We start from the raw sequence: 23,236 nt of genomic DNA on the forward strand, positions 1-23,236 counted from the left end.
AAAAATCACTCCGGATTGGCAGCGCCGGAATTGGAAACCTGATAGAGATTCAGGCTGGGGTGCCTCTATATTGTAATCAAGAGGCTGGAGCATCAGCCTGGGGCGATCGCTTTATATGAATCTATGAATTTATCGGAAGGGAAACTTCTGAAGAATCTTAGTTCGTCTTGGTTTTGGTGTGATCGCACCTATATGCTCTAAAAATACTTCCCTAAAATTATCGAAGCTGATGAATAATATTTTCACCTCTGCTTTAGGTTTACCTCAGATTCTCCGAGCCATCTTATTATCCTGGGGTGCGATCGCGACCATAACTCCCACTCCAGCGATGGCGATCGCTACCCCGGACGTTCAACCGGAAACCCAGACCCCCAGAGACCTTCCCCCGGGAGGTCTCTCGTTTGTAGAAGGAGGGCCATTCACCTCCCCACAGAGCACCTTAAATGCTGAGGAAAGTAGCCCGGTCCCCGTATTTTCAACGGATCAGGAGCCTCTAAGCGCCGACGTATTAGCACAGACTAGCGGCAGTTGTGACGGGGGGATGAGAGTAGAATCCCTTCGCGGGAACGTCACCTTTGAAGGACGCCCCATTCAAGTCGGAGACTGTTTCCAACCGGCGATCGGCACCTGGGTCACCGAAGAAAACTCCAACGCTCGTTTGCGATTTGACAACTTTCGCGGCAGCCTAGAAGTAGATGAAGTCAGCGAATTTGAGATCGAAAGCCTTGCGGATGAGAATGTCGAGCTATTTGTGCGCCAGGGACAGGTCAGGTTTTCCCTAGGACGGTTAACCCGCGATTTGGTAAGCGAGCTTGAAGGAACCGCGATCGCCACGAAGACCCTCCCCTTCTCCCTAGAAGACCCCCTGTTAACCCAGGACCGCACCGGAGGTTCCCCCTTCAGAGTGCGGACACCCACCGGAGTTGCCGGGGTGCGCGGTACGTCATTTGGCGTCGATGTCGGACCCAACGGTCAGACAGGAGTCCGGACCGTTGATGGTAGCGTCAGCGCCACCGCACTCGGACAAGAAGTCCTCTTGGGTAATGGTCAATTTACCGTGATCGCCCCCGGTTTGGCTCCCACTGCGCCTCAACCCATTCCTGCCGAGTCCAAATTGCAATTGCTCGTCACCCAACCCCGGGGTTCCAATCGAGTTCTCATTCACGGTAAAATTGATAGTCCAGATATCGTGTTGCTCAACGGTGAACCTATTGTTACCAATCCCGATGGCAGTTTCTCCCTGTTGATACCCAGACCTGCCTCCCGACGACTGCGGTTCGTCGTGCGTGGACCGGCAGTGCGAGAACGAGTCTATTCCATCCCGGTTCAATAAATTATCCGAATTCCTCAAATCTGGATTCCTTTCTCTGGAGTTGTTAGGGCATTTTGTGGGATTTCGACATTGGCTACAAGGTTATTTGAGAACTCATCCTCCTTTGTTACCCGGAGCGATCGCGGCAGCGATCTCCGTGACAATGGGGTTAGGCGGTGCATGGCAACCCCTAGAACGGTTGGGGTATGGGGTACTGTTTAATCTTCGTCCCGAACTGCGATGGAATCCCCGGATTACGGTGATTGCCATTGATGGTAAGAGTTTGCAGGATTACGGACAGTTCCCCTGGTCTCGCGATCGCTATGTCGAACTTCTGAATGTTCTCAACACTTCTTCCCCTACCGCCATTGGTTTTGATATTTTGTTTCTTGATCCGAGTCCTCAAGATGAATCATTCGCTCGCGCAATTCAAGCCAATGGCAAAACGATTCTCGCCAGCGCCGGTCCCGAAGAAGAACCGTTACCTGTTTTAAAAGATGCGGCAGCGGCGATCGGTCATATTCTTCATGAACCGGATAGTGATGGCATTAGCCGTCAGGGAACGGTTTGGTTGAATGGGATACCGACCTTGAGTTTAGCCATGCTGCAAGTTTCGGAAAATCAACACCCTGAGACGTTATTAAATCAAATTTCACCCCAGGCTATTGTTAAGCCTGATCCAGAGTTTGATTTTCAAAATGTCTGGATCAATTGGCCCGGAAAAATACAGCAAGTCCCCACTTATTCCTTCGTGGATGTAGTCGAGGGTCGCGTTCCTCCAGATGCCTTTGATAATCAACTGGTTTTAGTGGGGTTTGTGGCGACGGGTATTGATCGCAAAATTTCACCCATTCAGCCGATTACCGGGGTCTATATCCATGGGGCAATTTTGGATAATGGGTTAGAGGGACGGTTTTTAAAACGGCTTCCCCCAGTCCTAACTGGGGTGATTTTAATTGGGATTAGTTTATGCATGAGTTGGGTCTGGAGCGATCGCGGTTTGATGCGCTTCGGATTGGCGCAACTTCAGATTGCAGCAGCATTGGGGTTTCCTCTAGCTTGGTTTGCCATCGCTTTAGCTGCTTTTACTTGGGGAAATTGGTGGCTTCCAGTTGCTGCACCCATCGGCACCATGCTATTAGCGGGAATCATCGTCCAACTGCGCGATCGCTATGAAAAACAACAGCTCATGCAGCTTTTTGCAAAACAAATTTCTCCCGAAATGGCTCGTTTAGTTTGGGACCGTCGGGATGAAATTTTTGACCGGGGAGATTTACCGCCTCAAGAATTGATTGCTACGGTTTTATTCATGGATATTCGCAGTTTTACTACTATTTCTGAACGCTTACCTCCCCGGGATTTACTCTCCTGGCTCAATGATTATTTGGATGCAATGTCTGAATGTATTATGGAGCATGGGGGAGTGATTGATAAATATATTGGTGATGCAATTATGGCGGTATTTGGGCTGCCGTTTCCTCGTCAAACTCCCGAGGAAATTCAGGCCGATGCCAGGAATGCGATCGCCGCTTGTTTAGCAATGGATGCGCGACTGAAACAACTCAATCAACGGATGAAGGCAGAAGGAAAACCGTTGATTCAAGTGGGAATGGGGATTCATACAGGTCCGCTGATTGCAGGGAGTGTCGGCGGCAAACAACGGGCCAATTATTCAGCGATCGGGGATACGGTGAATGTGGCGGCCCGAGTAGAACCCCTAAATAAAGATATTGTTGCTCATAATCTTTATCACCTTTTGGTCACCGAAGAAACCTATAATTACGTCTGCGATCGCTATCAAGGGGTTCAAGTGACTGAACTTCACCTGCGGGGTAAACAGCAGGAAACAATTATCTACTCAATTTTAGGGGAAAGAACCGATGAAAATTCACCGAATCCCTCGGTCTAATCATCAAGTCTAGCCCTCTTCCTAAAGTTTGAATTAAAAAACTCAACCCCTACCAGTGAATAGCTGGGTTATAGGCGCTGATCTGACGAACCTCACAACTGAACGATGTACTTATTCTGATTCAGGAAAGAGAGGGTAGCGTTTGGCATTTCTGGATGAGGGACTTTATCCACGAGATTTAGAAGAACGGCTTCCTGGAGGAGATGTTTGTGTCGTTTTAGGATGATTACCTTCTAAAGTAGGTTTTCGGTCTTGGATATTGTTGTTACAGCAAGGTTTAGACTGATGTAAATTGGAGTGTTTCTTAGATTTTTTGGGATTGAACACTTCAATTGTAAAGAAAATAAACAAAAGCGAAAAAACTAGGATAGCCATGATAGTTGACCCTTCAAAGATAAGTGCATTTCCGAAAATTAAGCCCGACTAATCAGACATCACTCCCGAGGACATGGGGAAAGAGTGGAAGCCTATTGTGTTCTTATTGAAAGAGGTAGCAATATGCTCTAACCGCTGGATAAAAATTGTCCAATTAATTTAGCCGCCCTCTATACTATTGGTTCTGAATTGAACGAATACTCGGTTAGAAAACCCTGACAGATCTCCTGATTTAAGAGGGGGCCTGAAATTCGGTATAACCCCCGAGGGAGATCACCTAGTTTGGATTGCTACATTTATACTTACATATTTTAAAAATAGAGTTAGCCTTTAATCTCTTTCACGCTAAATACGGGTTATCCGGACAATCTGGGTTTTTTTAGAGTTCTACAGCAGCGGTGGGGGTAAATACCCAGTTTCTAAGGGAAAAAATTGTTTTTAGTATAGAGCCCCTCCGGACTAGGGTGGGATTTGAGGCATAGATGAAATTTGGATAAAGTCAGGAGGAAACTTTAATAAAAATTAATTCAGTTTTATCGAGTATTTATCAAATTTTATGTAGAGATTACCAAGGATTTTAAAAGCTCAAAAATATATCCAAATTTTACCGGAGGTTGCACTTACTAAAAACCGAATTCAACCGTTAACAGATCGGGGGATTTCCCCCCCTACTCGGAGCAAATAGCTTTCGGCAAAACCGAGGCGGGGTCTAACCTTTTCCCGGGTCCAGAGGTTTGGTCCTTGTTGAAATTAATGTTATATAGGATACCCCGATGATGAAAACCCGGTTAACGGAAGAAAATTCGGGATATTCAAAAATAATGGGCAATATTCCTGATAGAGAAACCCGGAAGCTGAACATTGTTTGCACTGATACCTGAATAAGCTCCTAGTTTGACTAGAAACCCCACTCCCTCGGCAGTGAGCAGTTTCAGTGCCCAGTGGTACATCCCCCATCAAAGGCATAAAGCGATCGCGCAACGGACCGATAGCATCGGCTCAAACCTAGCTCGATTCGACTGGTCCAAACGGTCAAGCGAACAGCTACAACGATTTGATGCCAGGGAGTTCGAGGGAGTAGTGGGGCCTCTAAGCAAACGATCAGGTTGATTTTAAACCTCTGTGAAACTCAAGGTCAAGGTGGAAATTCTTTCTATGCAGAGAGTCGTGTCAATGCCTATATTAGAAACATTATTAGCCGATCGCTATCAAATTGTTAAAGTTTTAAATGCTGATGGGGTCGGTAACACCTACATTGCTAAAGATACAAAAAACCCAGGCCATCCTAAATGTTTCGTCAAGCAGCTTAATCTAGCCACACGCAATCCCCATTGTCTCAAATCAGCGCAACACTTATTTGGGATTGAAGCCAAAACCCTGAAACAACTGGGAAATCACGATCGCATTCCCCGATTGTTGCACTGCTTCACCGAAGCCGATTCCTCCTATTTAGTTCAAGAATGGATTGAAGGGGAAAAACTCCGTCACCTCCTACCCATCGGCAAACGCTGTAGTAAGCGATGGACCGAAAGCGCCTGTTTAGAGTTTCTCAAAGAAGGTTTATCTCTTCTGAATTTTATCCATCAGCAAGGGTTTATTCATAGCAATATCGCCCCGGATAAATTAATTAAACGGGCCGAAGATGGGAAATTCACCCTCGTAGACTTTGCTAGTGTCCAACCCATTCGGGAGCAAAATATCCGGGGATATAGACAAGCTTCCATCGCCTTGCCGATCGCTACCTTTGGCTATTTACCCCCGGAACAACTCACTGGAAACTCACGTCCCAACAGTGATATATATGCCCTCGGCTTACTTGCAATTCAAGCCTTAACAGGACTACATCCGGCAGACTTAGAAGTTAACTCCCACACGGGAGAGATTGATTGGCATTCAGAGGCGATCGCACCCGTGGGTTCGGCGTTGGTTGCCCTGTTAAGCAAAATGGTGCGCTATCACTGCAAACATCGTTACCAGTCTGCCAAGGAAGCTCTGAATGAATTGCAGCTTCTACAGTTGAACGAGTCCACCCCAATCAATCTCCAACCGATAGAAATTCAACCCATACACACCCCTGAGATAAGACAGGAAACTCAGGACACTGCCACAATCCCACCGGCAGAAGTTGCGATCGCGGCTCCAATTCCCGTAACCCTAACCTCTGCGGCAACATCCAATCCTCTTCCACAGAGTGAAGAGATCTCCCCAATCTCCCCAATCTCCCCAATCTCCCCAATCTCCCCAATCTCCCCCATCTCCCCTATCTCCCCTGTGGACCCATCGCCGGAAGCGATGACGGTTCCGAATCCACCATTAGAAATGGAATCTATCTCGTCTACAGAAATGAATGTGACGCCAGATCCCGTAGTTGCTCAATCCTCATTCTCACCCCAACCGCTCCCCTCGAAAAAAAGGAGTAGTGTTAAGGGTTCTAATATTCTGCTTTTGGGAATGTGGGGTGGGTTTACGGTGAATTCCCTGGTGATTACAGGTGGTTTAACCTCCCTGTTCTCTTTTTCCACCGCCGATGATGGGCCGAAACTTTTAACCCAGGCGACTATAGAATATCATGCCGGGAAGTATGACAACGCGATCGCCCTGGCTGAATCGATTCCCAACTTTAGTCAGGCTTATAGTGAGGCTCGCACTAATCTTGACCGTTGGCGTGTAGACTGGGAAAAAGCCCAGACTCAATTCCCCTTGGTGGAAAAAGCCTATCAGCAACAGCAGTGGGTCGAAGTGATCCAAGCAGCCGCCCCAATTCCTGACATTGCCTATTGGCAAGATAAAATTACTCCCTGGGTGCAGGAAGCTACAGCTAAAGTTGCACCGCAGACGCCGGAATGGTTGCAAGCAGCCTACGCAAAGGGAGGAGAAAAAGATTTTAAGGGGGCCTTAGAATTACTCAAGAAAATTCCCCCGGGGACTCCGGCTTATGAGGAAGCGGTTTCTAAAATTCCTGAGTATGAAGAAAATTATCGGATCCGCTTAGAAGCTGAAGCGCATAAGTTATTAACCGAAGCTTACCAAGCGGCGATCGCCAAAGATTTTGCGAAGGCGATTCAGTTGCTCGAAAAGATTCCCTCGGGTACGCCGACTTATTCTAAGGTACAAGAAAAGATTAGAGAATATCGCCAAAAGCAGCGGATTAAGGGGAATTCACTCTTGCAGGAAGCCTATAAACGTGCGCGAAAGCAGGATTTTGTCGGGGCGATCGAGATTCTCAAAAAGGTTCCTCGGGATACCCCGGCTTATGCGATGGCCCAAACCAAGCAGGTGGAATACGCCCAAAAGCAGCGTACTCACCGTCAACGGGCATCGGTAAAGGGGGTAAATGTGGCGATGGATACGGAGGTTCAATTACTGGGGATGTCTGTGGATCGTCAATCTAGCGATCGCACCGCAGTCGGTTTGACCGGGGTGGTGTCCCCGGGGTTCAATCCGGGGGATTTTTTACAGGAGATTTCTTGAACCGGGTTGAGCGCTTGAGGTAGGGGTTCGGTGAGGGGTTGAGTTTAGGTAGTTTTCCCAAACTCAATCCCTGATTTTTTAGGGGATGTTGTTAGGGGTAAATGATTAAGGAATGCCAGAAAAAGTAAATCTTGGGCTGGGGGTCCCGGGATTCGGGTTCTGGAGTTTAGGGTTGAGGAAAGAGAATCTTTAAACAATCTTGACAGTTTCTTTACCAAATCATTAAAAAAAATTTATCATTATAGGGTAAAAAAGCGAATTTGAGGGGTGCGGTTTTTGGGGTGGGAGAGGGGGCTATTTGTGAGCGGAAATTGTTTAAGGCTGTTCAGGGATAAAAATCGCCTCAAAGGTTACATTTGATAAAGAATAATCAAGACTTGCTCATGAGATTTGCGCCATTATATCCGCTGTTTTATAGAATTCTCCAACCGAGCTTTCCTAAGTGTCTGTGGTCGGGCAAGAATACGGAACCGGCGATCGCCTTGACCTTTGATGATGGACCCCATGCGGAATACACGCCACAGTTACTAAAGGTGTTAGACCGCTACGGAATCGTGGCCAGCTTTTTTTGGCTGGGGGTTTGCGTTGAGCGATCGCCCTCGGTTGCCAAAGCAGTGTATGAACGGGGACATTGGATCGGGTTGCATGGATATGAGCATCGGTCATTTCCGCGCCTGAGTCTGACTCAACTGCGGGAGAGTTTAGAGAAAAACCAAGCGGCGATCGCTCACGCCTGTGAATTGGATCTAGAACAGGTCAAAACCCAGATCCGGGACGTGCGACCCCCAAACGGGTTCTTTACGCCCAAGATCTTGCGCCATTTGCATCAGTGGAACTATCGTCCAGTGATGTGGAGTGTGGTGGTAGAAGACTGGTGGAGACCCGGAGTATCAGTGGTGGTGGACCGCGTTCTGCGGCAGGTTCAGAACGGGTCCCATATCGTCTTGCACGATGGATGGCATGGTGGGGAGGACGTTGCGGCGATCGCCGAGGAATTAATTCCCGAATTATTGCGAGCCGGTTATCATTTCGTTACAATTGATCGCCTCTGGCACTCGTCCAGCTCACTCTACTCGGAGTAAATTTGATAGGAATCCACAAGTTTTACAAAATTTAACAAAGGGGTCAGCAACCGGCGTTGCCCTGGGGGTAATCGGTTCCTTCACTTGGCTCAATGTCCCACAGAAGATCCCGATCAGCACTGAAGTCAAGAGACGATCGCGATCGTCAGCGTAACCAGTGCCACAAAAAAAGGGATTGAGTCATCAATCTATATCTGTGGAAGTTCAAGAAACCCCTTCTCTATCAAACCCAACCCAGCCAGATGTGTCACAATGAGAATGAAAAGAACAGCAATCCCGATCTCGACAAAAAAAAGTACAGATGTCGATCCGTTCGCAAATGGGGGAATGTTAATTTAAGATTCATCTGAACCTGTCAACTTTCGGGTTGATTGATTAGAATAACCCAGTAAACTACCGTCATTGAACCGGGTATTATGGAACGACAACCCATAACAACCACTTACCGGGGGTCAGTACAGTGGAACGATAGGAGTTGAAAACGCAATCCGAGCAATTTCAACCCTCCTTGAGATGGGGAAGCATAACCGACCTTCCCTGGAGTTCACTGTTAGTCCTCTGAAAAAAATCGGACAGCTAGATTATAATTGTCCTAACCCGGGGACAAGGCAGGGGTTGCACCGAAAAACTCATTTCATGAGGTACTGTAAATACAACTCCCCAAAGGGGGAAAATAAAGTGTCCTCTGATTCGGTTGGTGTCAGCTCTATTCAGGTGTACTCCCACCAACGCCCGTGTCATTTCCTGTCGAAACCAATTCCAATTCAATTGCAACAGGAGGGGTCCAACTTCTTCTCAACAATCATGAGTGGCAAGGGTGAAGCAAAAAACCAAAACTATGCCCAATCAATTGGCTGTAGGGAGGGGATCTAGCCTAAGCAAAACACTCCATCCCAGTCCTGATAATTTGAGGGGAGATCCCGTCTGAGTCATCGGTTGCATCCAGATTTGATGGAGAGATGGATTTTGTGACTCGTTTCATTCCAAATAGTCGCCAATGACTGAACAGTTTGCTACAATTTCAAGCAACTAGGGGGTGATGGAGAAACCGGGTCTGACCGAATCTGACCACTCATCAATGCTGAAGGACCGTAAAGGGAGTAACGGCGAAGTCTTTGGATGTGAGTAAAGTTAAGGAAATCAAGTAAAAATGGGTGCAGTGACAGTTTTTAGATTATTTGGAAGTCATCAGGGAAAACATCCCGGGAATGAAGATGAGTACAACGAGTACAACCGTCTGAGGGGATGCCAATCGTTCACCGAGAATAGAATAGGGATTCCGTCATGATGCCTTCTAAAACAAGACGAACCTTGTTAAAGTGCCTAAATCAAGGTTATCATGGCAACCCGCAGCGAGATCGGGATACCCCTGATTTCGGGGCATGAGAACCCCAGAAACAAACGACTATGGAAACCAAGGTGCAATTTTTGTGAAAAAGGCTACAATCGGGAAGGTCTTATCGGGACCGCAGAGAATCTTGATTGATTTCCACTTCTAAATAGCCCTGAAGGTGTGTTTAGTAAGTGATGTATCGAACCCGCTTTCCTGATCACCCGCAGTTGAGTGAGGCGTTTCGTGACTAGCCATCGGATCCGTTCATCTCCTGAAGAGAAAAAATGGGGCGCGTGGTGACCATCATCACCGACGGGCGATCTCTCGCCGGAGCCAATCGTCTCTTGATTTGGAGTCCAAGGCAGTTGCGTAATGATCCGCTTTTGACAGGTCCAAGGTTCGTAAAACTCAGTGATGGGCTAGGGTGTTAGCACATCCCCCAATCACACAAATTTGTTAGTTGATTGTTTCGTGATAGAGCATGAGGAACGCGGCATGACCCAGGCTAATAACGTACTGGCACCTATTGAGAACACCGATATCAAATCCATCGGTCAATCTCAGCATGATTTAGAAATATTAATTGAGACTGATGACGAACCTCTCATTTCCATTGATGACGATGAATTTTTAGAGGCGGTCTCAGAAGACGATGACGGGAAAGCGACAAAGGGTCGAGCAACTCGTCGTCGGGCGCAACCTAAGAAGAAACATTATACGGAAGACTCTATTCGGCTTTATTTGCAAGAAATTGGTCGCATTAGACTGTTGCGTGCAGATGAAGAAATTGAACTCGCTCGCAAAATTGCTGACTTGCTGGAATTAGAGCGGATTCGCGAACATCTGTGTGATCACTTACATCGCGAGCCCTACGATGCGGAGTGGGCAGATGCAGTCAAGATGACGGTGGGTCAATTTCGCCATCGACTTCATTGCGGCAGACGGGCAAAAGATAAAATGGTGCAATCGAACCTACGTCTCGTGGTGTCGATCGCTAAAAAATACATGAATCGGGGACTTTCGTTCCAAGATTTAATTCAAGAAGGGAGTCTGGGTTTAATCCGGGCTGCTGAAAAGTTTGATCACGAAAAGGGTTATAAATTCTCCACCTATGCCACTTGGTGGATTCGGCAGGCGATTACCCGGGCGATCGCTGATCAATCCCGGACCATTCGTCTTCCGGTTCATTTGTATGAAACGATCTCCCGGATTAAAAAAACCACCAAACTTCTGTCCCAAGAAATGGGGCGCAAACCTACAGAAGAAGAAATCGCAACTCGGATGGAAATGACCATCGAAAAGTTGAGATTTATTGCTAAATCGGCTCAGTTACCCATTTCCTTAGAAACCCCGATTGGTAAGGAAGAAGATTCCAGATTGGGCGATTTTATTGAGTCCGATGGGGAAACTCCAGAAGATCAGGTATCGAAAAATCTATTGCGCGAAGACCTCGAAAGCGTTCTGGATACCCTGAGTCCTCGGGAACGGGATGTTCTGCGCCTACGATATGGCTTAGATGATGGCCGGATGAAAACGTTAGAAGAAATTGGTCAAATCTTTAATGTGACCCGCGAACGGATTCGGCAAATAGAGGCGAAAGCATTACGAAAATTACGCCATCCCAATCGCAACAGCATTCTGAAAGAGTACATCCGCTAGGGGTTGGGACTGAAGAGGGTCAATGGTCAATGGTCATTGGTCATTGGTCTGATGTCACTGGTCATTGGTCATTGGTCGTTTGTAGTTTGGTTGTCCTGAGTATTCAACAATCCCAAGGACAAATGACAAATGACCAAGGACAAATGACGAAGGACAAATGACAAATGACAAAATAGGGGATTCCCCTCGGAATTCCCCCCTATTTTTTAATTCCCGGTCCGATCGCTGGTCGTAAACCGGATTAAATGATGCCTAAAAAGTGCAGAACACCTTGACCTGTGGTGAGTTCAAGGACGACTGCAGAAATAAAGCCGATCATCGCAAAACGACCGTTCCAGTTTTCTGCACTGGGGGTAAATCCCCAATTCCATCGATTGCGTGGTTGTGGTTCTATCATGAGATGAAACTCCGATTTATAAAGGTTTGTTCTGTTTCATTAAAAATTGTAACAATTATTTGCCAAAGTGACAACTTTGTGAATTAGCTTTAGCCCGCACCCTCAAGGGTCTGGCTCTACGGACAAAGCCCGCCTGCGCGGGCTCATAGAGATAAACCGACTTTTAACAGCCGGATTTGGTATGGCCCCCCAGGATGGACCGTTAACGGTCACTGGCAAAAATTGCCCGTCCCGTTTCCCGATCAAACAAGTGAATTTTTTCTAAGGCGATCGCCAACCAAATCTCCTCCCCTGGATGAACCATCCAATCCGGTTCTATTCGCGCCTGAATCGGTTTAGGCAGGTCATGGCCTTGCAATGTACCCACAATATAGGTCTCGGAACCCAACGCCTCAACTAAATCCACTTTGACCTTCATATTTTTAGTCGCTGCCGGACTCACACTCAGATGTTCGGGACGAATTCCTAAAATTAGAGATCGCCCGTCATACCCTTGTAACGCAGTCCCCCAATATTCCGGCAAGGTAAACCTAAACGAGTCATGGGCGATAGATAACGGGGCCTTAAACTGCACCGGAATAAAGTTCATCGGCGGTGATCCAATAAATTCAGCTACAAACAGATTCGCCGGTCGGTGATACAGTTCCAGTGGGGCAGCAATCTGTTGAATTTGTCCGGCATTCATTACGGCAATGCGATCGCCCATTGTCATCGCTTCGGTTTGATCATGGGTGACATAAATTGTCGTCGTCTCTAACTGTCGCTGCAGTTTCACAATTTGACTGCGAGTTTCCGCCCGCAATTTAGCATCTAAATTAGATAGCGGTTCATCCATTAAAAACACCTGGGGATTTCGCGCCATTGCTCGTCCCAGGGCCACCCGTTGCTTTTGACCCCCGGAGAGTTGTTTCGGCAGGCGATCGAGTAATGCTTCGATTTGCAATAACCCCGCCACGGTTCGGACCCGCTGATCCACTTCCCGTTCTTTTGGGGAAAGATAGCGCAGGTATTTGGGGAGATTCCGCGTCATGGAAACTAAGGCATCTTCCGCCCAATTGGGAACCGAGGCGGCATCTTCTCGGACTGCCGTACCCTCGGATGTTGCCTCATTCATCACCAGAGTTCGCCGCAACCCGAAGGCAATATTGTCATAAACCTTGAGGTGGGGATAAAGGGCGTAGTTTTGAAAAACCATCGCGATATCCCGGTCCTTGGGGGGGAGGTCATTGAGGAGGCGATCGCCTACCCAAATATTCCCGGCAGTTAATTCTTCCAATCCCGCAATCAAGCGTAATAGCGTACTTTTGCCACATCCTGACGGTCCCACCAGGACCATAAACTCGCCATCTTCCACGGTGAGGTTAATCCGCCGCAAAATCTGGGCCGGTTTTAACCCAGGGGTGGAGGTGTCATCGGTCCCCAATATCCCGTCTGGTGGGACTGGCGTCGGTTTTTCCCGGCGATCGCCATAACTTTTGTAAACGTTTTCAATAAGAACTCTAGCCATAATCTGCTCAAATCTTGATTAACCCCGACACGGATCGCGTCTGTTTTCATTCTCCCTTACTTTCTCTCGGGTTGTGGCATCAAGATCCTCGGTTTTGGTGAAGGGTCGATCTTTTCAAACTCAGGGATGCCATTTTTAATGTCGATAGGGAAGGACCTCATCCAAAAATCGCTGATTTCGGAACCCTGAAGTCGTGACGTTGAACGGAGAATAACTTCAGTTTTGAGGTAGAGAGGTATCACCCAGGCGATCGCACAATTGGGTGCGGCAAAAGGCGATAGCAGCGGATAAGTCATCGGTTTGGTGGGGATAGGCGAGTGCGGGTCGATCAATGAGGATGAGTTTGACCCCTAGTTCTGTCGCCAGTTGGCGTTTGATGAGTTCTCCCCCTGGGGTCCCTGAAGCTTTGCTGACGACTAGGGTAATTTGCCAATGCTGCCAGAGTGCTCGTTCTAATTCTAGGGAAATTGGGGGGCGGATTCCGATGAGGCGATCGGGGGTGAATCCGGCAGCGAGGGCCGCTTCCAGGGAAGTGACTGCCGGAAGTATCCGCGCATACAGATGATAGCGCTCCTGCCCGGGTTGAAACAGATGTAATGTGCGATAGCCCGTGGTTAGTAATACTCGCTCTCCGGCTAAATAATCTCCCTCGATTAAGGCTTCAAAGCTGGGTAAGCTCAAAATTTTGTCATTTTTAATGGCCTTCTCCTGCGGGAAATGTGAGCTGTTTATTGACTGTCGCTCATAGCGCAAGTAAGGGAGATTATACTTGCGAGCGGCTTTCATGGCTAAATGTGAGATTGTGGTAGCGTAAGGGTGGGAGGCGTCTAAGATGGCGATGATCTGGTGTGAGCTGAGAAAATCTTGAAGACGATCGCCCTCTAGCTGGCCCACCCAAACTTGCAACAGGGGAGCAGAGGGATAAAGCGATCGCGCTGATTCGGTGGTCACCGAAATCGTACAGGGGAGGTGATTTAAAGCCAGAATTTGAGCTAATTCCCGGCTTTCACTGGTACCGCCAATCAGCCAAATCGAGGGAGTTACCGTCATAAATCGAGGCCGGAAAAATTGCAGATAACATCTAACATGATTTTGAAGGGTAGCCCGACGGGGCGGGCTTTGTAGCTGCACCCGATTGGGTGTTAATTTGGGCTATTCAAATCTAACTTTATACAGGGAAAAGAGCTTTCCTGGCGATCGCTTTACGACTTTGCAGCCGGATGCTTTAATGAGTTTTTCCCATTCCGTGAGGGGTTCTAAAAATACCTCAGTGCCGAGATACATTTCTAAAATTCCCCAATTTTCCGCGATAGTTGCTTCAGGGTTGACCACATCAAAAACAAAAGAACCGTCTGGTTTTAAAACTCGCTTCACTTCAGCCAGTACATCAGTCCAATAGGCTAAGGGATAATAGCAACTAAACCCCGTGGCGATCGCCAGATCGAAAGCATCTTCGCCATAATTTAGACGATGGGCGGGTCCTAAACAGACCCCTTTAAACAACTTAGAATTGAGTTGCGGACCCCGAGAATTGAGGGCATCGCGAGCAACGGTACTGATTTCTTGACCATAAAAATAAGCCTCCCAGTCTCGCCAAGGATAGACTAAGAAGCTGACCCCACAGCCAATATCCAGACAGCGTTGATTTTTTTTAGGTTTAGCAATCTCCCAGAATGGAGAAACTTGAGACGCTTGTAAAGCACCGGAAACGCGATCGTGAAAAATTGGCATCGACTCCACCTCGGGCGGGAGTTCAATCGGGTCCCCGCGATACTCCTGATTAAAGCGAGATGCGACAGGAGAAAGCCGACTTTGCCAAGGGTCGGACCCTAAGAAATCGGCATTGGGTGGACTACTATTTGGAGCTTTAGACATGAACCATTATCCCTAGGATTGGCCTGATTATTTTACCCGCTCAAATGGGGAGTCGGTGCGAGATTAGCGACCCTTGAGGGCCTTGGTAAAATTCTTGCGATAAGACTTATTAACCACCAAAACGGGCCATAAGAGGGTTAAATACAGACGACCCTCGGTAAAATTGGTCCGTCTAAAACCCTTCCAGAACTTCCAACCTCCGGCAGCATACAGAACCAGCAAGGCTAAACCTACTAACTGCATCATCGTCTTTAGTCCCCTAAGCGTCAATGTTGGATTCCAGGCGGCTTCAAGGTCCCTCGACCTCGCGGCTACCTGGAGGGCAATTCTCAAGAGCGGCGAGATGAACCGCTTCTATTTATAAGGTTACTCGATCGCACTCTTATGCTGCTACTCATGGCGGTAGCATTTGCTGAGTGTGACCCGATTTAGAGGAATTTGCGCGATCGCGGGGGGAGTATCAGGTTAATTTCGGGCGGTTTGTTATGTCAGTGGCAGAGTTGGAGAGCGTTTTGTGGTATCCGTGAGAAAGAGTATCAAGAGGAGCGATCGCAATTTAGGGAGAAAAGACAATGGTTGCTGCCTCCCTCAACTCTTCATCTGCCGTTAACAAGAGCGCTTGTCGAGTCAGGGAAAGAAGCATTGAGATTAATCCCCTCCAAACGAGCCATTGCCAGGGATTAGGAGGAAAAATAGACCGATGGGACGATCCGCCATCGCTGGGAAATTGGAGGGGTCTGTGGGGTGGGATAGAAACGGCGATCGCCGTTTCTATCCGAGCACAACTCAGTTACCCGGCGATCGCCAGGGATTCCCGGCATGGGATCCTAACATCTATCTGGAGGATGGAGACAGGGTAGTACCCTTTGCACAACGATTAAATCTGTAGCGCAAAAATAAAGCCGCCCACCTCAGGAAGGAAAGCCAAATCAAGAGTGTGAAACTGACCTCAACCCCCTCCCCTCCCGCCGAGGTTTTGGACATCAAAGAGGTCAAGGCGATCGCTCCTGAAGCGCTTTTGCTGTGCCAGTGGCATAGGATAAGAGTACAACAACTGGTTGCACATTATCAACAGTAATGTTGCGACTGCCCCATAAAATAAAAACGATCAAGGAGTCATTATGCGAGCAGTGCTCATGGCAGGCGGTTCGGGAACCAGGCTCAGACCCCTAACCTGCGACTTACCCAAACCGATGGTCCCCATTATCAATCGACCCATCGCCGAACACATCGTCAACCTCCTCAGACGGCATAACATCACCGAAATTATTGCCACCCTGCACTACCTGCCGGACGTCATGCGAGATTACTTCCAAGACGGTAGCGAATTTGGTGTTCAAATGACCTATGCCGTTGAAGAAGACCAACCCCTGGGAACCGCTGGCTGCGTCAAAAATATTGCCGAACTTCTGGACGAGACGTTCTTGGTGATTAGCGGCGACAGCATCACCGATTTTGACCTCACCGCCGCGATTAAATTCCATAAAGAGAAGGGAGCAAAAGCCACCTTAGTGTTGACCCGGGTCCCCAACCCCATAGAATTTGGCGTCGTCATTACCGATGAGCAACTGCGAATTCAGCGATTTTTAGAAAAACCCTCAACCAGCGAAATTTTTTCCGATACGGTCAACACCGGCATCTATATCCTAGAACCCGAGGTCCTGGATTATTTACCCGCCAATCAAGAAAGCGACTTTTCCAAAGATTTATTTCCCCTGTTGCTGAAAAAAGGTGACCCCATGTATGGCTATGTTGCCGAAGGGTATTGGTGCGATGTTGGCCACTTAGATGCGTATCGGGAATCGCAATATGATGGCCTCTTGGAAAAAGTCAAACTAGACTTTGCCTATGAATTGCGATCGCCCGGGTTGTGGGTTGGTCAAAACACCTTTATCGACCCCACGGCCAAAATCGAAACCCCCGTCGTCATTGGTCATAACTGCCGTATCGGGGCCAGGGCGAAACTCGAATCCGGGACCATCCTCGGCGATAACGTCACCATCGGAGCCGATGCCGACCTCAAACGACCCATTGTTTGGAACGGCGCAATCATCGGCGATGAAGCCCATTTACGAGCCTGTGTAGCCGGTCGGGGCGTCCGGGTAGACCGCCGTGCTCATGTCCTGGAAGGGGCTGTTGTCGGGTCCCTCTCCACCGTAGGGGAAGAAGCCCAAATCAGTCCCGGGGTTCGGGTGTGGCCCAGCAAAAAAATTGAATCCGGTGCTACCCTCAACATTAATTTAATTTGGGGTCAAGCGGCCCAACGCAATCTCTTCGCCCAGCGCGGGGTCTCCGGACTGGCGAATATTGATATCACCCCAGAATTTGCTGTGAAATTAGGGGCCGCTTATGGGTCCACCCTGCAACCCGGTGCCAGCATTACCGTCTCCCGAGACCAGCGCAGCATCTCCCGCATGGTTTCCCGGTCCTTAATTGCCGGATTGATGTCCGTCGGGACCCATGTCCAAAACTTGGAAGCAACGGCGATACCCGTCGCCCGCTATATCGTCCCCACCCTCTCCGTCGAGGGCGGACTTCATGTCCGCTTGCACCCGGACCGCCCGGATTCATTGCTGATTGAGTTCTTTGACAACAAAGGCATCAATATCTCCAAGGCGCGGGAGAAGAAAATCGAGGGGGCATATTTTAAGGAAGATTTTCGTCGGGCCCAAATTCAAGAAATTGGCAATATGGCCTACCCGAGTCAAGTGCTGGATTTGTACAGTACCGGCTTTGAAAAACACCTGAATGTAGAAGCGATTCGGTATAGTAACTCCAAAGTTGTCATCGATTACGCTTACGCCGTATCCGGTGCGGTTTTACCGCAGCTTTTAGCTAAATTTGGCTCCGATGCGGTGGTTTTGAATGCCAGTTTGAGTCAGATGGCGCCTGTGAACGAAGAACGGGAGAATTTACTCGTGCAACTCGGCCAGGTGGTGGAGGCCCTCCATGCTAATTTTGGTGCACAAGTCTCGGCAAACGGGGAATTGTTGATTTTGGTCGATGAAAGCGGCAGTTCTATCCGAGGGGAGTTGTTAACAGCGGTGATGGTTCAGATGATTTTGACCACGAACCCCCGCAGTACGGTGGTTGTGCCGGTTCATGCGTCCTCGGCAGTGGAGCATATTGCTCGTCGTCATGATGGCAAGGTGATTCGCACCAAGGCAAATCCCACGGCGTTAATGGAAGCTTGTCATACTAATCCGAATGTGGTGTTAGGCGGCAGTGGGGATATGGGCTTTATTTTCCCGGAACTGCATCCGGGTTTTGATGCGATGTTCTGTATCGCCAAGGCGATTGAGATGCTGACGGTACAGGAGCAATCTTTAGGACAGGTTCGCGCTGAGGTTCCCCGCATTTGCCATAGAACCCAGACGGTACGCTGTCCTTGGACGGTGAAGGGGGCTCTGATGCGTCATCTGGTGGAAACGCATCCGGCGGATAATTTGGAGTTAATCGATGGGGTGAAGATTTTCGATCGCCCTCATGATGATAGCTGGGTGTTGATTCTGCCTGATGCCGGTGAACCAATGGTTCATATTTTCGCCAACAGCACCGATCGCGAGTGGGTGGATACCTCGTTGATGCAGTATCGCAAGTATGTCCAGGATTTTGTCCAGGAACAGGAAGGCGGCGAGATGAGTATGAGCGCGGATCATTAAGTCGGCGGCTGGTTTAATGGTATTTTAAGAGACGCCCTTGAGGGCGTCTTTTTATGGCGATCGCCTCATACCGAATCCGGTTGTCAAACATCTATGAAAACCCACAGCGTCCAGCCCGGAGGCTACACGGACAAAGCCCGCCTGCGCGGGCTAAGAAAAAAACCGACTTTTGATACCCGGATTTGGTATCACCTGTGCTCTGGGGATTCTCCCCGGGGTGAGTAGGCCAGGGACTCCACAGACCGATATAATGGATTATAAGGAGGGGAAACAGGGAGCAAAATTAAGAGAGATGAATCCAGTCTGGATGAGATTAGATTTGCTCTTAGATGTTTCGTCTGATTCAGTTCTAGTTAACCTTGAGAGATTATGAATAACTGCATTTTAATGGCACAAATCATTCAAGAACCGCAATTGCGCTATACCAGTGACAATTTAGCGATCGCTGAAATGTTAGTGGAATTTCCGAGTTATCGGGAGAATGATCCACCGGCTCATTTAAAGGTGATTGGATGGGGAAATTTGGCTCAAGAAGTTCACAGTCGCTATCGTGTGGGCGATCGCGTGGTGATTGAAGGGCGATTGAGCATGAATACGGTGGAACGTCCTGAAGGATTTAAGGAAAAACGGGCTGAATTAGTCGCACAACGCATCCACAGTTTAGGGGAACAAACTGAGACTGCATCATCCCCGGGTAAGGCAACTCCCGCAACCAATGTGGTAGCCTTAGAATCGCGCAGATCCACCGCCCCTGCTGCAACGGACAAAGGGCGATCGCCTGCCGCACATACCCCCATCCCATCGGAACCCACCGGCGCATCCAGGGTCTCTGCACCCCCGGCAAAAACCTCTTATAAAGAGCCATCCGTTGATGATTCCGAGGATGAAATTCCGTTTTAGTTGTAGCAATTTTAAATGAATTGTACAACGGAGTATAGAAGGGGGAGCATCTTGCTCCCTACTGCTCATAAAAGGCTGCCTCTTTTCTTTCACAATTGGTCCACTTTATTAAAAACTTTAGCTCTTAATATGAGCGCCTAAAGGGCTAAAGCCTTGAGTGCCACAGCATACCCATGAAAGTCTTAAAAGGCGATTGCCTGAAACTTTTAGAACAGATTCAGGATGAATCCGTTGAAGCTATTTATCTGGACCCGCCCTTTTTCACAGAAAAAACCCATAAGCTAAAAAACCGAGATGGGAGTCAAGAGTTTTCCTTTGATGATTTGTGGGGTTGCCATAAAAAATATGCCGAGTTTCTTTATCAGCGATTGGTTCACTTGCATCGGGTTCTCAAGTCTTCTGGGAGTATTTTTATCCATTGTGATGCCACGGCGAATTATCTAATTCGTTCCCTGTTAAATGAGGTATTTGGACCGGACCAGTTTCGGTCGGAAATTATTTGGTATTACAAACGTTGGTCTAATTCCAAAAAAGGCTTATTACCCGCCCATCAAACGATTTACTTTTATTCAAAAACAGATTCATTTACGTTTAATACCCGCTATACAGATTATTCTGAATCCACCAATGTAGACCAAATATTGCAGAGGCGATCGCGCGATTCTCAAGGCAAAACAGTTTACGCCCGGGATGAACAGGGGGAAGTCATTCTCAATGATAGCAAAAAAGGGGTTCCTTTATCCGATGTCTGGGAAATTCCCTACCTGAATCCTAAAGCAAAAGAACGGGTCGGTTATCCCACCCAAAAACCGATTCTCCTCCTGGAACGCATCATCGAAATGGCTACTAATCCGGGAGACTTAATCCTAGACCCCTTTTGCGGCAGCGGCACAACTTTGGTTGCCGCCAAACTTTTGGGCCGCCACGGAATCGGAATGGATATTTCCGATGATGCGGTCAACTTGACCCAACAACGGCTGATCAATCCCATCAAAACTGATTCCAATCTGCTCCAAAAAGGCCGCAATTCCTATTTAACAGCAGATAAAGAAGCCTTAGCCTTATTACAAGGATTAGATTCGATTCCAGTCCATCGCAACAAGGGAATTGATGCCATCCTCAAACAACAATTCAACCATAAACCCATTTTAGTCCGAGTCCAAAAACCTGGAGAATCTCTCCTAGAGTCTATCCGCCTCCTGTCAGCAGCCGCTCAAACTAAATCTTCTCAACTTTCTATCTTAGTCCAGACCCAACAGAGTGAATCTATTTCTGAACAAATGATTCCCGCTTCTATCAAAATTGTCCATGCTCCCCTGGTTCAAATTAAACAAATTTTGCATGACACAGGGAAGGATAATGCAGTAAGCTGAAAGATGGATTTAAACCGAATTTTCCTAGCGAGCAAGATGCAAAGCTACAGCATAGCTTCGCTTACCGCACTCCCAAAAATGTACCTCGTCGGGAGAGTCGGTGAGGGAGAAGGAAATCTCCGATTTGGGTGGGGGGAGGAGGATAGGACTCTCAGTGATGTGGAGATGGGCGATAAGTCGGGTGGGTGTGAGGTGAAACAGGAGGCGAGTTCAATTGTCCCACAGGGGGCGAGTCTCTCGTTGGGTGTCATCTTTTCAGGAGGAACAGCGCATCAGTAGAGGTTAGGGGGAAAATGAGATCGGTCATCTTTTATCTATCCTCTGAATGCGGCGTTTATCCCCCTTGAAAACTAGCCTACTGCTGATTAAGTGGGGCGACATAGGACGAGGTAGGATGATGTTTTCAGAAAAGCGATCGCATTCATCCCCATAGCCGGATATTTGATAATTGCATAATCCTAAATGCTCCAGAACCAGAGCATTAGCCTCAATACCCTTAACAACCTATGATAAATTTTCCCAAATCAGATGATTTTTGAAAGTTGCCATAAAACCCAACCAGCTTGACCATAATAAAACTATTTTTCAATTATTCTTTTGAAAGACTACCAAGCTCTCTCGTAACTTTTGAACTTGCTGACTGCGACTCTGGCGATGTCTGGCGACCCGTATTTCCACGAGTTCTAAACCAATTGCCTGACCAATTTTAGCAATTATAGTATCTGCTCTAACGTGTAAATTACCATGTCTAGAATTCCCAACAACGCAAATAATATATCCGCTAGTTTTTAGCCTAATTTTTTGTTGCTCTAACATAAGGTATACATCATCGAAATATCCTCTGATAACTTTAGGCGCTCTCACCCGAGCTCGACTTCCAGGTTCTCCTATATCAGGACATTTCGCCATTTTTTCTACTAACTGATAAACTTCGCGTAAAGCTACATTATCTTTAAGGCAATGAGTTTCTGGAAAGCTACAACTTGGATGTGAACGAAAAGTTCTTAATCTTAGATTTCGCCACTCTTCGTAAGAGTTTAGAAATCCTCCAAGCCAGAGTTCACACTTGTAGATCTCGCTGTAATCAAAATTATTAGGATACGGTGGTGAGTAAAGAATCAAACCGAACTGATCAGATATTTCATGTTGATCAAGAACTGAATCAAGGTCACGGGCATCTCCTTGGATGACATTAGTTTGAGGAATACAAGGATTTTGAGTGCCATTTTCGTCTTGTTGAATTAAATTTTCTAAGTCTTCAATAATAATTTTTGTCCGGTTAGACAGAGCCTCTTTGGGCGGAATAATATCACGCTGGAAAAATCGGAGCAAACGACCATCTTTATGCAAATAAGAAACATCTTCTATACTGGCAAGAAGAGCTAAAAGTAAAAAGTCTTTTGTTTCTTGAGAACACGGACGACGAAGAATTGCATTTCTCAATTTGAGCAATTCATCAGCGTGTCCATTCGGAAAATATTTATTATTATGTAGAGTTGAGAGAGCGGGCAAATTAGCTGGAGGGTGTTCGTTATCTTGTAAAACTAATGAGAGTTCCTTTTCTAAAATCTCTGGCTCGATTCTATACCATTGTGTTTTGATCCGTCCAAGAAACGCAGCAAAGGGATTGATTTCCAAGCCGACACTAGGAATACCTCGCTTTTGAGCAGCTAATAAGGTTGTACCAGAACCAGAGAAAGGATCTAAAATGGCTGATGACTTACCAGGAAGGTCGAAGCGATCTAAAATTTTATCGACTAACTTATATGAATATCCTTCCTTAAATAAAAACCAGCGATGAAGGGGAGCTGTTAAATTATCTGTAAATCGGAGTAAATTACCCCAAGATTCATCTTCAACGAAAGGCAAACTACGTTCTAATTCAGCAAAGGTCTCATTTAGTTGGGACGAGTTGGGATAGAGGGGTACAACATCTGCAACTGTCTCGAACTCAGTGCTATCTATCTCGGATTTTGGAGCCAGCGAATAATCTTGTTTCACTCTTTAATAGTTGACGTGTGTTCTGAAAATTCAAGAGTAACATTAAACGGGTCATCAAAACTCTCATCACAGTTGGCAATTAAGTGATGTAGTTCAAACGGAAGATATTATGAGTTTAAGGCGTCGCTGTTGGTTTTTTACCCGGGGTATTTTTCCTTTATAATTTCCCACATCGAGCGAGTTACACCTGATTTTGGTAAGTCTTCTCCTCCTTCTTCTTGTGGAGCTGTAAAGTCTCTAACTTTGAAAACTAAAGGGAAATTTTTAGTTGCTCCATTATTAGCACTTAAAAACAAGTTATGATATAGCCGTTCACGGACTCATGAGGTACAATACATAAAAGAACTGACTCATCTTAACTATCTGAATCTACCATGAAA

Annotated in this window: 16 protein-coding genes; 10 read left to right on the top strand and 6 right to left on the bottom strand. The window is 47.3% G+C overall.

The annotated features are described in order from the left end of the window. Positions 1-229: 229 nt before the first annotated feature. From NG792_RS20415 to rpoD, 5 genes are all read left to right on the top strand, one after another. Positions 230-1,333 (top strand): FecR family protein, encoded by a 1,104-nt coding sequence (locus NG792_RS20415; RefSeq protein WP_261200104.1) that lies wholly within the window; start codon positions 230-232, stop codon positions 1,331-1,333. Positions 1,334-1,388: 55 nt separating this feature from the next. Further along, complete coding sequence (locus tag NG792_RS20420) at positions 1,389-3,221, top strand: CHASE2 domain-containing protein (RefSeq protein ID WP_261236612.1); 1,833 nt, start codon at positions 1,389-1,391, stop codon at positions 3,219-3,221. A gap of 1,548 nt (positions 3,222-4,769) precedes the next feature. Continuing rightward, positions 4,770-7,067, top strand: coding sequence for a serine/threonine protein kinase (locus NG792_RS20425; protein ID WP_261236613.1), 2,298 nt, complete (start codon positions 4,770-4,772; stop codon positions 7,065-7,067). A gap of 383 nt (positions 7,068-7,450) precedes the next feature. Further along, positions 7,451-8,149, top strand: a complete 699-nt coding sequence (locus tag NG792_RS20430) for a polysaccharide deacetylase family protein (protein ID WP_261200101.1) — start codon at positions 7,451-7,453, stop codon at positions 8,147-8,149. Between the two features lie 1,828 nt (positions 8,150-9,977). Continuing rightward, a complete protein-coding gene (gene rpoD, locus NG792_RS20435) occupies positions 9,978-11,141 on the top strand; it encodes an RNA polymerase sigma factor RpoD (protein WP_261200137.1) in 1,164 nt (387 codons plus the stop codon). A gap of 241 nt (positions 11,142-11,382) precedes the next feature. Here rpoD and NG792_RS20440 read toward each other — a convergent pair whose 3' ends face one another. The 5 genes from NG792_RS20440 to NG792_RS20460 all read right to left on the bottom strand — a co-directional run bounded on the left by NG792_RS20440 (position 11,383) and on the right by NG792_RS20460 (position 15,166). Continuing rightward, complete coding sequence (locus tag NG792_RS20440; protein WP_263012792.1) at positions 11,383-11,538, bottom strand: chlorophyll A-B binding protein; 156 nt, start codon at positions 11,536-11,538, stop codon at positions 11,383-11,385. A gap of 202 nt (positions 11,539-11,740) precedes the next feature. Next, complete coding sequence (locus tag NG792_RS20445) at positions 11,741-13,045, bottom strand: ABC transporter ATP-binding protein (RefSeq protein WP_261236614.1); 1,305 nt, start codon at positions 13,043-13,045, stop codon at positions 11,741-11,743. A gap of 216 nt (positions 13,046-13,261) precedes the next feature. Further along, positions 13,262-14,095 carry a cobalt-precorrin-6A reductase gene (locus NG792_RS20450; RefSeq protein ID WP_261236615.1) on the bottom strand — a complete coding sequence of 278 codons (834 nt, stop codon included), beginning with the start codon at positions 14,093-14,095 and terminating at the stop codon, positions 13,262-13,264. 102 nt (positions 14,096-14,197) lie between these two features. After that, positions 14,198-14,920: a class I SAM-dependent methyltransferase gene (locus NG792_RS20455; RefSeq protein WP_261200097.1), complete on the bottom strand. Its 723-nt coding sequence runs from the start codon at positions 14,918-14,920 to the stop codon at positions 14,198-14,200. A gap of 63 nt (positions 14,921-14,983) precedes the next feature. Further along, the gene (locus tag NG792_RS20460) at positions 14,984-15,166 is read right to left on the bottom strand and encodes a hypothetical protein (RefSeq protein ID WP_261200096.1); all 183 of its coding nucleotides are present in this window, start codon (positions 15,164-15,166) and stop codon (positions 14,984-14,986) included. Between the two features lie 326 nt (positions 15,167-15,492). Here NG792_RS20460 and NG792_RS20465 point away from each other — a divergent pair, with 326 nt between their 5' ends. The 5 genes from NG792_RS20465 (at position 15,493) to NG792_RS20485 (ending at position 20,855) form a co-directional block, all read left to right on the top strand. Beyond that, positions 15,493-15,780 (top strand): hypothetical protein, encoded by a 288-nt coding sequence (locus NG792_RS20465; protein ID WP_261236616.1) that lies wholly within the window; start codon positions 15,493-15,495, stop codon positions 15,778-15,780. A gap of 77 nt (positions 15,781-15,857) precedes the next feature. Next, positions 15,858-15,998, top strand: coding sequence for a hypothetical protein (locus tag NG792_RS20470; RefSeq protein ID WP_261236617.1), 141 nt, complete (start codon positions 15,858-15,860; stop codon positions 15,996-15,998). A gap of 43 nt (positions 15,999-16,041) precedes the next feature. Beyond that, entirely contained in the window at positions 16,042-18,582 is a 2,541-nt protein-coding gene (locus tag NG792_RS20475; RefSeq protein WP_261236618.1) for a mannose-1-phosphate guanyltransferase, read from the top strand. 369 nt (positions 18,583-18,951) lie between these two features. Continuing rightward, positions 18,952-19,482, top strand: coding sequence for a single-stranded DNA-binding protein (locus NG792_RS20480; protein WP_261236619.1), 531 nt, complete (start codon positions 18,952-18,954; stop codon positions 19,480-19,482). A 173-nt stretch (positions 19,483-19,655) separates the two neighbouring features. Then, entirely contained in the window at positions 19,656-20,855 is a 1,200-nt protein-coding gene (locus tag NG792_RS20485) for a DNA-methyltransferase (RefSeq protein WP_261236620.1), read from the top strand. A gap of 585 nt (positions 20,856-21,440) precedes the next feature. On the opposite strand, the gene NG792_RS20490 is transcribed toward NG792_RS20485, so the two are convergent. Continuing rightward, the gene (locus NG792_RS20490) at positions 21,441-22,856 is read right to left on the bottom strand and encodes a site-specific DNA-methyltransferase (RefSeq protein WP_261236621.1); all 1,416 of its coding nucleotides are present in this window, start codon (positions 22,854-22,856) and stop codon (positions 21,441-21,443) included. Positions 22,857-23,236: the final 380 nt, after the last annotated feature.

It is taken from the genome of Laspinema olomoucense D3b (assembly GCF_025370785.1).
GTDB classification, from domain to species: domain Bacteria; phylum Cyanobacteriota; class Cyanobacteriia; order Cyanobacteriales; family Laspinemataceae; genus Laspinema; species Laspinema olomoucense.